Origin of the sequence: Marinoscillum luteum, from assembly GCF_044005705.1 — a bacterium.
Classification (GTDB): Bacteria; Bacteroidota; Bacteroidia; order Cytophagales; family Cyclobacteriaceae; genus Marinoscillum; species Marinoscillum luteum.
Genome location: NZ_JBIPKE010000013.1, coordinates 20,447 through 32,346 on the forward strand (window position 1 = coordinate 20,447; position 11,900 = coordinate 32,346).

The window sequence follows — 11,900 nt, forward strand, 5'->3', positions numbered from 1 at the left end:
GGGGTGTGCAACAGCTACGCTTATTGTGCGCTTTTTTAATGTCTATTGTCTTTCATGAGCCTAAAAAACATTTTTACAGAAATAGATAATCCATTTAGGCCGGAAGCATTGTTTTCAACATATAATTTCATGTTATCAATATCTTCTTTTTCATATAGGTTACCATTAAAAAAAAGGCTTTCTATAGAAGTGGTATTCTTTATATCCTCCAGAGGATTTTTATCCAAAATAAGTAAATCGGCTATTTTATTTTCCGCTATAGTTCCATACATCTCTGAAACATTAAAATATTCAGCAGGGGTTATAGTCGCACTTTTTAATGCTTCTGCTGGAGATAGCCCTGCTTTTACCAGTTCTTCAAGCTCACTATGTAAGCTGATTCCGGGAAATGAATACGGGTCATACGAATCAGTTCCTGCTAATATGTTCACTCCCTTTTTATGTGCCAAACCAGTTAACTCTAATCCTTTTAGATAAAAGTCTTCAAGATACTGTTGATTCCCTTCCACCTCTACATACTCCTTCATTTGCGAAATATCATCTTTCCATATTAATGATACTAAATGAGGTATATACTTCAGGTTTGCATCATCTAAAAATACTTTATCGTTCGCAAAGGCTTCATATTTTCGGGTAATGTGAGTTGGGCAGAAGTAGGTGTTGTTTTTTACCATGGTATCTACCAGTTCATAGAACTTTTGGTAATCAAAACTGGCTAACATGTCGATTGGTGAAGGTCTATCATCTTCGTCAACCTCTTCATCTGAATACAAAGCCTGATAATATTGACGATTTTTTTTAGCTAGTGGGTTGGCATGTTTTAAAAATAAATGAGCGTGTTCAAAGCTCCGTTGCCCGGCATTTGAGGCATCTATAGGATTAATTGCATTCGGATAATGTCCAGCAAAAACAACGCCCTGCTTTTTGGCCTCTTCTGCTAAGGGAAAATATCTATCAGGTAATATTCCAGAATAAATCTTAATAAAAGTCTGGCTATCTTTTGCTGTTCTATTTACTAGTTCAAAAACATTTTGTTCATCATAATTCGCACCAACTATTTCATCAGCAAAACCAATTAATCTTGGTCCTAATAGTTCTTCTGAGTCTATTTCCTTTCTCCATTGAATCCTCTCTTTGTTAATGTTAACAATGCCTTGCATGTCCCTGATATATGTAACTCCATTTGCAATATGCAGGGGCATAATCACTTGTGGTGCAATCTGGAATGCTAAGTGCGAATGCATGTCCCATAAACCAGCCAAAGCATACTTTCCTTTACCATCAATGATCTTAATGTGGTCGTTTTTTATAATAGAACCTTTTGAAGTGACTTTTACTATCCTGTCATTTTTAATATAAACAGATTGGTTTGTTATGATTGAATCGTTTGCTACATCTATAATGTTGATGTTTGATATAATATAGTCGTTAGTATCTGTTTTTTGACGTAATGGTTCCGCAATAGGATATACATACAGTAATAGAATAATACTTAGAATCAAGCCAATTACTATAAGTCCGTATTTGAGTATTTTGAGAATTAATTTCTTCACTAGATTTCCTGTTGTTGGGTCTATTTGCACATAATGTCATCTGTGAGGCTGTGCGCTCAATAAACTGGCTTTTTTTATGAATTTGCTGACATTGCATACAATTGTTTGTGCGTGAGCAGTAGCGGATTTCTACTCACTAGCTTTTCAGTTTTGCACTGACCTTTGTTTTATGTTTATACTTTCGTATTATCGCTTAAACCGCTATAATTTATACGCCGTGTTATGCCTTGTGTTTTTTTAAGTTCAAGTTTCATTTGTTTTTCTTTCCATTACAATAACCATGACTCCAAAAATTAATTCAATAATTCCACCTGTGATTCCACCAAAATGAAAAGGTTGGTTTGAAATCAAACATAACATCCCCGATACTATTAAAAACAGCCCCAGAATCCAATAGACTTTCATTCCGTAAATTGATTGAAACACTAAATACCTTACGCCAATTATCATCAGCATAACTGGAAAAAACCACGATTTTTGTATTTGGAAAATCGAATAGGCTATAAAAAGTCCAATAAACAATATTGCGGTACTTTCAATAGCTAACTTGGCGAGAGGATTATTTTTTTGGTGTTTTCCACTTCTATTTGAGAGCTTTGCAGAAAATACTCCCAAGGGGTAAATTAACATTCCACCTATAAAGAAGATCAAAATACTTGTTTCTTCGGTTAAATACATTCCAGCTAATCCGGAAATTAGCCAGATTACACCCGAAACTAAAATGCCTGTTCCTCCACCTAAATAGGCAATACGCATGTCTTTTTGAAATTCCTTAAAGTTCATCTAATTATTAGTTTGAGTTTTTTTTCTTATTGGTTGACATAAGGCATAACGCCAAGCAGGAGTGTGCTCCGGGCTTACATTATTTCGATAAAAGTAGCTTATCTGTCGTGCCTGACCAAGGGGTGTATTCAAAGTATCAGAATGGCACTGCGTCCAGAAAGTGAATAAATCCTGCGAGTTGAGCTCGGTAGAAAATAGAGCAGTTTCTTCAGCGGCTGATTCATGGCAATGTCCGCACTAAAGTCTGCAAAGTGGCTCCCGGTAGCCATCGGGAGGCGCATTCGTGCTAGTGATTGTTGGTTGTAGTTTTAGTACACTTTAGATCTTAGAAGTTGGCCCTGTTCCGTTATCTCGCCAGTTACAGCGTTAATGTTCACGAAATCCGAATAATTCTCAAATACCAAATCTTCAATTGCCCAAATGTATACTTGAGTTTTTAAGTCAAAAGTGAGTTGACAATTGACTTGATTTATTCCGTTCTGTTCTAAAATGGGTTTGGCTATTTTCAGAGCCTCTTCTTCTGATATAAAATTGCTCGGTTCACTATTAATGAGAAATTCAGGTAGAAAATTAGTGTTCAGACTATCTGCCAATTCCAAATTAGCATTGAGTTTGATTCCGGTATAACCTGTTATCCAGCAATGCTCTGGGTGTTTAAAGTCGAAGCGAACGTTTGTGTTCACGAATTTTCCTTTGGTTTGGCCTTTCTTGTTCAAAGTCTCCCAACTGGTTTTACCATTTTTCTTGACGTATTCGTAATAGGAATCCGAGTCATAGGTATAGAACTGGTAAAGACGTTCGTCAACTGAGGCTTTGAGAATACTGTCAGCCTTTTCTATTATGAAGGCGGTTTCGAAAGTTTGAGCCTTAAGTTGAAAAGAGAAAATTAGAAGGATGAACGATGCTACTAGCTTCATATAATTACAACCAATGTCCATGTATGAGGCGTGTGCTCTCACTAGGATCGAAGTAGCAAAATAGCTTATCTGCCGGTGCATTCAAAGTATCAGAATGGCACTGCGTTCAGAAAGTGAAAAATCCTGCGAGTTGAGCTCGGTAGAAAATAGAGCAGTTTCTTCAGCGGCTGATTCATGGCAATGTTCGCACTAAAGTCTGCAAAGTGGCTCCCGATAGCTATCGGGAGACAACATGCCTTCATACAGCCTGTTAGTAGCTTTTTGAATCTATGATCAGAATTACTTGATAGATTTCTCCTAATAATCCTAGACTAGCGATCAAAAGACCAATTGTTGCTAAGGGTTTCTTGTTTGTTAAGAAATTCATAAATCGAAGTAATTGGTTAAATATGTAAATCGGGAATGGAGCCAATATGATCAGAGGTTGAATTAGAAAGCTGGCGATTATTAGAAGCGCAAGTAATGCGGAAACTATTTGTCCTCGGAAATAGAAAGGAGTGACTGCTCTACTCCATAATTTCTTTAGGTCAGTATTGTTGATTAAAATTTCAACTTTCTGTTCAAGACGATTTCTGTTCTTAGGGAATTTCAGTTCCATAAGAAATAAAGCCAGTCCAGTTAGTTCGAAGAACAGCGAGATGATTTGTATTACAGAGATGATCTGTTGTTCGGTGAATCTCGTCTTTTTCATTATTGTATCATTTAAAGTTAGCAATCGCTTCGCTTTTCAGCTCAGCCAACTCTAATTTTAAATGGACGAATTCTTGGGAAGCTTACAACCAGAAGAGCAGATTGTAGAGATTGTCCATTCAAGGAAGACTGTATAGGTAAGGGTACCGAAAAGCGCTTCAAAGTAGTCAATCATTTGGGGGAATATCAGCGAGCGATTGAGCGAGTAAACAGTCCAAAAGGCCAATATTACAAACGCAAGCGGCAGTCCACAGTAGAGCCTGTCTTAGGAGTGCTCACTCAGTTTATGGGCATGCGCAAGGTCTACACCAAGGGCATCCACAATGCTAATAAACAGTTCATCATGGCTGCTATTGCCTACAATCTGAAGAAGTACCTGAAATTTGAGGCGAAGAACTGCCAACCAGCTCATGGAGGGATTAGACAGCCTTCTTTACAGTGGCTTTATTCAATAATTAGCTTGATAGAGGACTTCAAGACTCATTTTTGGCACCTATTCGGGGTTCCCGGCTATCATAAGTTCGCTTGAGTATTTTAACTCCCAGCACAAGTCTATCTATCATGTTTAGATTTTGGAGGGGTTGTGCAACAGCTACGCCTGTTATATTCTTTTACTTTTTAAGTTCTTGAAGTTCTTTTTTCATGCCTTCCATTTCCTCCATAAGTTGTATTTGATAAAGAGTTAGTTCCTCTATCTTCTTCAAAAGTCTCATGTTCATGTCACCAAGATCAACCCCATTTGCTTCCATTTCTTTTGCTGATGGAATTTCAGGGAGGTGTTTATTTTCTGTGATAAATTCCTTTGTTTCCTCCAATGTTCGGAGTTCATAATCTGGTTCAAAGACATAATCAGGGCCATTTATGATTTCTACTTTTACTTCTTCACTTCTAATTTTTCCATCTACCACAAGTTCACTGCTGTTCAGCATCATTATTGCACTTGTTCCTTGGTCAGCATTCGTATTAATGTACCAGTTATAACCCGAAGCAGCTTTATTGTAAAGAACCCCGCCATTTGTTTCGATTCCAAAACCATACATATTAGTGTTCCCTAGTCGATCCCCATATAAAGAAATTATGTCCCCTAATGAACCGAGATTTGAAACAAGGCTTATTTTATCTGTCGACCTTAAAATAGTTTTTAGAGTCAAGCTACTAGCATCGAGTTCCATCTTTGAGCTAGTTCCACCATCAGCATTTTTTGCCACATACCATCTATGTATTCCTGCAGTTTTATAATACATAGTATTGCTTTCCACTCCAAAACCATACATGTTCGTATTTCCAAGTCGATTATCTATCAAGGAAATTTTATCTTCAACTCCATATGTTCCATAAAGTTGAGTAAACTGTTCTTGAGCCTTTGATGTTAAAATCAGGCTTGTAAAAAACAAAGTTAGCAGGGTATGTTTCATTTTTTGTAGAATTTTTGATCTGGTGAAATTGAATATAACGCCCGTGTATGTGTTCGTGTGCCACCTTACATAGGTTACCACCAATCTAGCGCTTTTTGAGCTTCCGTTCAAGTCTGGAAAACTTGGCGAGAAGTCCAGGTACACTAAGCATGCCGAACTTGAGTGAGGCCAGGGAGATAAAAGAAGCTCTGGCGGGTAATACTGAATTAAACTATCTTGAGAAGCGCAAAAAGCAGCGGTAAGACATACGGTCTCTTTAGATACGTATTTGATACGCACTTTAGCACATGACACATACACCGTGTTATGATTCGTTCTGATCCACACCGTTGGTTTACCCACTAGAAATGCTTTCTCCTCAGGTCGGAGGGACCCCTACTTTTTCTTGGTCAAAAAGTAGGCAAAAGACATTGGAAAATGAATGGGTCCCACGGCCTCCCGCACCCGTCGCTCAAAGCCATTACGCCCCGCAGCAACACGGCACTGTGCGCATCCTTCCGCATTTTCCGGCCAGCGCGCCACTGTGAAGTTCATCGGGTTGACCTGTTTGATTATGACTACAAAAGAAGGACAGGAGATGGGCTGTTAATGTTGGACTGCGGGTTTTCAGCTAAAGCGGCTAACAGAGCATTGCTTCCGACCCTGCGCCATCCACTTAAACACTTGTTTCCCACACACTCTACGTGTAAGCATGCTTGAGTTTACCGCAAAGCTGAAAACAAATGAGATTTGACAAAAGTTCCCCATTCCGCTCTGTACAATGTGGGTAAGAATGTTCCGAGAAGAGATGAATCATAACAACCGCCTAACAACCAGTGGTGCTATGCACTTGTAACACTACCAAATCTAGCAGATTTTCTATCCTGAACAAACCATTGTTGGCTATAGGTGCACTGCACGGCCTTCTTGAATCACTGCACGGTCGTCTTGGACCTTTGCACGGTTTCTTGAACCCCTGCATGGTTGTCTTAAACCCTTGCACGGCTGTCTTGAACCCTTGCACGGCTGTCTTGGAGCACTGCACGGCTGTCTTGAACCTTTGCACAGCCATCTTGAACCTCTGCACGGTTATCTCGGAACACTGCACGGCCTTCTTGAAGCACTGCACGGTCATCTTGAAACGCTGCACGGTCATCTTGAAACGCTGCACGGTGATCTATTCTAAAACCGATGTGGGGTTTCCGGGTACCTGGTAGCCAGTTGTTGATTGAGTTAAATCCTGCAAGACGTTTACAACCCTTGGGTGGGGTACCAACAAAAACACCCCATCAAAAATGATGAGGTGTTTGTAGAAGAGGTCGAGAGCGGATTCGAACCGCTGTACGAGCTTTTGCAGAGCTCTGCCTAGCCACTCGGCCACTCGACCCTTTTTGCAGGTGCAAATTAAACAAGAATAAAATTAAACCGGAAGGGAAATCCCTTCCGGCTCATTCATTTATTCAGAATCTTTTGATTCTTCTTCCGATCCTTCGGCTTCTGGCGCTTTTTCTTCTGCCTTAGGCGCTGCTTTTTTGGCAGGCTTGGCGGCAGCAGGCTTAGCAGCTGATTCCATCTTGTCTTTCAAAGCGGAAAGTGCTTCCAGATCACCTAAGGTAGACTTCTCAGTTTCCTGATTGATCTTGTTGAGTGTATTGCCTTTCGATGATTTACCTTTCTTAGGGGCCGGTGCAGCTGCAGGAGCAGGCTGCTCAGCACCTTCTTTCCAGGTAGATGTATGTGAAAGTACAATTCTTTTCTCATCCTTAGAGAATTCCATCACTTTAAAATCAAGTGTCTCACCTTCATTGGCTTGTGAGCCATCTTCTTTCTGAAGGTTTTTAGTCGTCACCTGACCTTCAAGGCCGTATGGAAGCTCTAGCAAACCACCTCTGTCATTTTTAGAAATGACGGTACACTTGTGTACAGAACCTCTGGTGAATACAGTTTCGAACGTATCCCAAGGATTCTCTTCCAGGTGCTTGTGGCTTAGGGCCAGTCTTCTGTTATCCACATCCAGCTCCATCACTACCACTTCCAGTTCGTCGCCTACTTTCACGAATTCAGATGGATGCTTGATCTTCTTAGTCCAGCTAAGATCAGAAACGTGTACCAGACCGTCGATACCTTCTTCCAGCTCGATGAACAAGCCAAAGTTGGTAAGGTTTCTTACGATACCTGTGTGCTTAGTGCCCACAGCGTAGTTAGTCAGTACATCCTGCTTAGTCCATGGATCTTCAGTCAATTGCTTGATACCAAGAGACATCTTACGATCATCTCTGTCGATGGTCAATACCACTGCTTCCAGTTGGTCACCTACGCTGATGAAATCCTGAGGATTTCTGAGGTGCTGAGACCATGACATTTCAGATACGTGGATCAGTCCTTCTACTCCAGGGATGATTTCGAGGAATGCACCGTAATCGGCTACATTCACAATCTTACCTTTCACTTTAGAACCTACCGTCATGTCTTTGTCAAGTGAATCCCAAGGATGAGCAGTCAATTGCTTCATACCCAAAGAAATTCGCTTCTTGTCATCATCAAAATCAAGAACAACAACGTTCACTTTAGCATCCAAAGAAAGCACTTCTTCCGGATGGTTGATACGTCCCCATGAGATGTCTGTAATGTGAAGCAGACCGTCTACACCACCAAGGTCGATGAATACACCGAAGTTGGTCATGTTTTTGATCACACCTTCCAGTACCTGACCTTTCTCCAGGTTTTCGAGGATCACAGCTTTCTGCTTCTCGATATCCTTCTCGATCAATACTTTGTGAGAAACCACCACGTTATCGTTAGCGTAGTTGATTTTCACTACTTTCACTTCCATTTTCTTACCTACAAAGACATCAAAGTCTCTGATAGGCTTCACATCGATCTGTGAACCTGGAAGGAAAGCCTCTACTCCAAAAATATCTACAATCAGACCACCTTTGGTTCTTCTCTTCACCATTCCGTTGATCACCATGTCTTCATCCAAACCTTTCTGGATGTTTTCCCATGCTTTCACGATTTTGGCTTTTCTACGAGAAAGAACAAGCTGGCCATTGGCGTTTTCCTGCTCTTCTACATATACCTCTACTGCATCACCCGGCTTCAGGTCTTCCACATCTCTGAATTCAGAAAGGGCTACCAGTCCGTCAGATTTGAAGCCAATGTTGATGATCACGTCCCTGTCAGTGATACCCACTACAGTTCCTGCCATCACTTCTTTCTCTGTGATTTGGTTGAGGGTAGCCTCATAAAGGGCTTCCATTTTTTTGCGGTCTTTGTCAGAGTACTCTTCTCCAAAACCGTCATCCACTGCAGTATCCCAAATGTCTACTTCAGGCTCTGCGATCGGCGCCTGTACCTCAGGAGCTTTCACTTCTTTGGCTACGGGAGCTTTTACTTCTTCTTTCGCTGGCTCAGCTTTCACTTCCTCAGCTACTTCTTTTTTGGCTTCTTCAGCTGGAGTCTCCTCTGCTGCTTCTACTGCTTTTGTCTCCTCTGGAGTCTCAGCTGCCTGAGCTTCTGTGTTCTCCACGTCCTGAAGCTCGTCTTTTTTATCTTCTGCCATAATTAAAAAATGACTCTATTTATACACGTTCATTCCTAGAGTCAGGGGAATGAAGGATTTAGTTAACAATACATCCCGACGAATCGAAATGCCCATTCACCTGAATGGAGGCGCAAAGCTAAAGGAATTAAACAAAAAAAGGTAATTTCGATTCTATTATCTGATTGAAACCTATCACTACTTCACATGCGAAAATTATCTGTTATCACGCTTCTAATGGCCTTAATAATAGGGGGTTGCCAAAAGCCCCAAACCAAGGCTGATCTGGTTTTGCTGAATAGCAAAGTGTATACACTGAATCCCGATGCAGGGGAGGCAGAGGCCATTGCCGTGAAAGATGGCGTGATCCTTTTTGTGGGGAGCAATGACCAGGTTCGGGATTTCGTGGGTGATAGCACAGAGGTGTTGGATATGAGCGAAAGCTATATTTATCCGGGTTTTATAGAGGGGCACGCCCACATCATGGGCATTGGAGCCAATATCATCAATGTGGACCTGATGCAGGCCCGGAGCTACGAGGAGGTGGTGCGCATGGTGCAGGAGCGGGCCGCTGTGACGCCAGCGGGTGAGTGGATCATCGGGCGTGGCTGGCATCAGGATAAGTGGGATGAGGTGCCCGAACTGATGTTCAATGGTTTCCCAACCCACCATCCATTGAGTGAGGCGGTGCCTGATCATCCGGTGCTGCTCAGTCATGCCAGTGGTCATGCCAGTCTGGCCAATGCGGCGGCCATGAACCTGGCGGGGGTAAATAAGTCCACTCCAGACCCGGAGGGTGGCGAAATCTTCCGGGACGTGTCCGGTCAGCCTACAGGGATTTTTAATGAAATGGCAGAAAAACTGATCGTTGAGAAACTACCCCTCAAATCGGCTGAGTACAAGTCTGATTTATTGGAGCGGGCCATTCAGGAGTGCCTGAGCAATGGACTCACTGGTTTCCACCAGGCCGGGTCAGATCAGGCCGATGTGGCCTTGTTTGAGCAGTTTGCATCGGAGAATCAGCTAAAACTCAGACTGCATGTGATGCTTTCAGGTGCGGACACTACTTTGTTAAAAACATATTTTGCATCAGGCCCCCGCAGTGGTCTTTATGATCAGCATCTCAACATCCGGTCTGTAAAACTCTATGCGGATGGTGCCCTTGGTTCGAGAGGCGCCTGGCTACTGGAAGAATACAGCGATGCCAGAGGCGTGCATGGCCACAACGTGACCCCAATGGATCAAATTGAGGATGTGGTGATGCGCGCAGCGGCCAGTGGGTTTCAGGTATGTACCCATGCCATAGGTGATCGGGGCAATCGGGAGGTGCTGAATATTTATGAAAAGGCGCTAGAGCGTTATCCGGAGATTGCGCAAGATCACAGGTTTCGCATAGAACACGCGCAGCACATTCACCCAGATGATATCCCGAGGTTTGCCAGGCTTGGGGTGATTCCGGCCATGCAGGCCATTCATATGTCCTCTGACAGGCCCTGGGCCATTGACAGACTGGGCAGGGAGCGCATTGAGAATGGTGCCTACATGTGGAGTGAGTTGATCGACAATGGATCGGTCATCGTAAATGGTACAGATGCTCCGGTAGAGCCCGTCAGTCCGCTGGCCAGTTTCTATGCATCGGTCAGTAGAAAGACACTCAAAGGAACCCCCGAGGGAGGCTATGAACCGGCGCAAAAAATGACCCGCGAGGAAGCGCTGAAATCCTATACCCTCTGGCCGGCCTATGGGGCCTTTATGGAGGCAAGCGTAGGGAGTGTGGAAGTAGGTAAACTGGCTGATTTCACCATATTAGATCGGGACATTATGACGATTCCTGAAGACGAGATCCTCAAGACTAAGGTGAAAATGACGATCATCGGTGGGGAAGTGGTGTATGCCGACCGTTAATAAATCCCCAAACTTAGGGAGGCGGCCGTAATGCCGAAATGGTTAAAATTGCGTTTTAATTAATACGTTTGTTTTTCATTCTAACCCATCTACAGTGCTGATTGAGGAGAACTTTTCATTGAAGGACCATAATACCTTTCGTCTGGATGTCCGGGCCAACTTTAAGGCAGGGATCACACAGCCGGAAGAGCTGCAGGAACTCTACGCTAACCCTAAGTTTAAGACTGTCAAAAAGCTCGTTTTGGGTGGAGGATCGAATGTGTTGTTCACCAGGAATTTTTTGGGGTTGGTGCTGAAAATGGAGATTGGAGGCATCGCTGTGGAGCAGGATAGTGCCGACTCTGTGATTGTAAGCTTTGGAGCAGGCGAAAACTGGCATCAGTGTGTGCTCTGGGCAGTGGAGCATGGCTATGCAGGGATCGAAAACCTTTCGTTGATACCGGGCACAGTAGGTGCAGCCCCAATGCAGAATATAGGGGCCTATGGTGTGGAGCTGAAGGAAGTTTTTCACTCCCTGGACGCTTATGATGTGAAAACAGGGAAAATCAGCCGTTTTTATAACGAGGACTGCAAGTTTGGCTACCGCTATTCTGTATTCAAAGGTCCAAGAAAGGATAAATATATCATCACCCGGGTGTATCTGAGGCTTTCCAAAAAGCCCAAATTCAACATTACCTATGGCAACCTGAAGGAGACTCTGGAGCAAATGGGCGTGGAGGAACTCACCCTTAAGAATGTAAGTCAGGCGGTGATCAACATTCGCCAATCCAAGCTACCTGATCCGCTGGAGATTGGGAATGCGGGGAGCTTTTTCAAAAATCCGGTGGTGGAAAAGGTGTATTTTGACTCGCTGAAGGCCGCTTTTGAGAAAATTCCGGGCTATGAAGTGGACGAGGCCTCAGTGAAGCTTCCGGCGGCCTGGCTCATCGATCAGTGCGGATGGAAGGGTACACGCATCGGAGATATTGGCGTGCACGACAAACAGGCGCTGGTGCTGGTCAATCATGGGAACGGCAAAGGAAGAGACATCCTCAAACTCTCCACGGAAATACAGAAGTCCGTCTTTTCCACCTTTGGGGTGGAGCTGGAGCGGGAAGTCAATGTGGTCTAGTACCGC

9 protein-coding genes, 1 tRNA gene and 1 pseudogene are annotated in these 11,900 nt (G+C 43.1%); 3 read left to right on the top strand and 8 right to left on the bottom strand.

Going from position 1 to position 11,900, the window contains the following annotated elements:
- Positions 1 to 35: 35 nt before the first annotated feature.
- From ACHKAR_RS04960 to ACHKAR_RS04975, 4 genes are all read right to left on the bottom strand, one after another.
- Entirely contained in the window at positions 36 to 1,553 is a 1,518-nt protein-coding gene (locus tag ACHKAR_RS04960) for an amidohydrolase family protein (RefSeq protein WP_395416418.1), read from the bottom strand.
- Positions 1,554 to 1,796: 243 nt separating this feature from the next.
- The gene (locus ACHKAR_RS04965; RefSeq protein WP_395416419.1) at positions 1,797 to 2,336 is read right to left on the bottom strand and encodes a DUF7010 family protein; all 540 of its coding nucleotides are present in this window, start codon (positions 2,334 to 2,336) and stop codon (positions 1,797 to 1,799) included.
- 308 nt (positions 2,337 to 2,644) lie between these two features.
- Positions 2,645 to 3,253 carry a hypothetical protein gene (locus tag ACHKAR_RS04970; RefSeq protein ID WP_395416420.1) on the bottom strand — a complete coding sequence of 203 codons (609 nt, stop codon included), beginning with the start codon at positions 3,251 to 3,253 and terminating at the stop codon, positions 2,645 to 2,647.
- 250 nt (positions 3,254 to 3,503) lie between these two features.
- Positions 3,504 to 3,944, bottom strand: coding sequence for a hypothetical protein (locus ACHKAR_RS04975; RefSeq protein ID WP_395416421.1), 441 nt, complete (start codon positions 3,942 to 3,944; stop codon positions 3,504 to 3,506).
- Between the two features lie 132 nt (positions 3,945 to 4,076).
- Here ACHKAR_RS04975 and ACHKAR_RS04980 point away from each other — a divergent pair.
- Positions 4,077 to 4,259: pseudogene (locus ACHKAR_RS04980) on the top strand (IS1182 family transposase); the annotation flags it as partial.
- Here the strand turns inward: ACHKAR_RS04980 and ACHKAR_RS04985 are convergent.
- The 4 genes from ACHKAR_RS04985 to rpsA all read right to left on the bottom strand — a co-directional run bounded on the left by ACHKAR_RS04985 (position 4,209) and on the right by rpsA (position 8,899).
- Positions 4,209 to 4,355 carry a hypothetical protein gene (locus tag ACHKAR_RS04985; RefSeq protein WP_395416422.1) on the bottom strand — a complete coding sequence of 49 codons (147 nt, stop codon included), beginning with the start codon at positions 4,353 to 4,355 and terminating at the stop codon, positions 4,209 to 4,211. The pseudogene ACHKAR_RS04980 and the gene ACHKAR_RS04985 overlap by 51 nt on opposite strands.
- Before the next feature lie 199 nt (positions 4,356 to 4,554).
- The gene (locus ACHKAR_RS04990; protein WP_395416423.1) at positions 4,555 to 5,358 is read right to left on the bottom strand and encodes a myosin/kinesin family protein; all 804 of its coding nucleotides are present in this window, start codon (positions 5,356 to 5,358) and stop codon (positions 4,555 to 4,557) included.
- 1,295 nt (positions 5,359 to 6,653) lie between these two features.
- Positions 6,654 to 6,724, bottom strand: a tRNA-Cys gene (locus ACHKAR_RS04995).
- A 69-nt stretch (positions 6,725 to 6,793) separates the two neighbouring features.
- Positions 6,794 to 8,899 carry a 30S ribosomal protein S1 gene (gene rpsA, locus ACHKAR_RS05000; protein ID WP_395416424.1) on the bottom strand — a complete coding sequence of 702 codons (2,106 nt, stop codon included), beginning with the start codon at positions 8,897 to 8,899 and terminating at the stop codon, positions 6,794 to 6,796.
- A gap of 216 nt (positions 8,900 to 9,115) precedes the next feature.
- On the opposite strand from rpsA, the gene ACHKAR_RS05005 reads away from it, so the two are divergent.
- Both ACHKAR_RS05005 and murB read left to right on the top strand, forming a co-directional pair.
- Positions 9,116 to 10,783, top strand: coding sequence for an amidohydrolase (locus ACHKAR_RS05005; protein ID WP_395416425.1), 1,668 nt, complete (start codon positions 9,116 to 9,118; stop codon positions 10,781 to 10,783).
- A 94-nt stretch (positions 10,784 to 10,877) separates the two neighbouring features.
- Positions 10,878 to 11,894 (top strand): UDP-N-acetylmuramate dehydrogenase, encoded by a 1,017-nt coding sequence (gene murB / locus ACHKAR_RS05010; RefSeq protein ID WP_395416426.1) that lies wholly within the window; start codon positions 10,878 to 10,880, stop codon positions 11,892 to 11,894.
- Positions 11,895 to 11,900 lie beyond the last annotated feature (6 nt).

What these genes read in the sequence shown, in the direction of transcription:
- rpsA (WP_395416424.1), bottom strand. Translation starts at nt 8,899, where the DNA reads ATGGCAGAAGATAAAAAAGACGAGCTTCAGGACGTGGAGAACACAGAA.
- ACHKAR_RS05005 (WP_395416425.1), top strand. Translation starts at nt 9,116, where the DNA reads ATGGCCTTAATAATAGGGGGTTGCCAAAAGCCCCAAACCAAGGCTGAT.
- ACHKAR_RS04985 (WP_395416422.1), bottom strand. Translation starts at nt 4,355, where the DNA reads ATGAGCTGGTTGGCAGTTCTTCGCCTCAAATTTCAGGTACTTCTTCAG.
- ACHKAR_RS04975 (WP_395416421.1), bottom strand. Translation starts at nt 3,944, where the DNA reads ATGAAAAAGACGAGATTCACCGAACAACAGATCATCTCTGTAATACAA.
- ACHKAR_RS04990 (WP_395416423.1), bottom strand. Translation starts at nt 5,358, where the DNA reads ATGAAACATACCCTGCTAACTTTGTTTTTTACAAGCCTGATTTTAACA.
- ACHKAR_RS04970 (WP_395416420.1), bottom strand. Translation starts at nt 3,253, where the DNA reads ATGAAGCTAGTAGCATCGTTCATCCTTCTAATTTTCTCTTTTCAACTT.
- ACHKAR_RS04965 (WP_395416419.1), bottom strand. Translation starts at nt 2,336, where the DNA reads ATGAACTTTAAGGAATTTCAAAAAGACATGCGTATTGCCTATTTAGGT.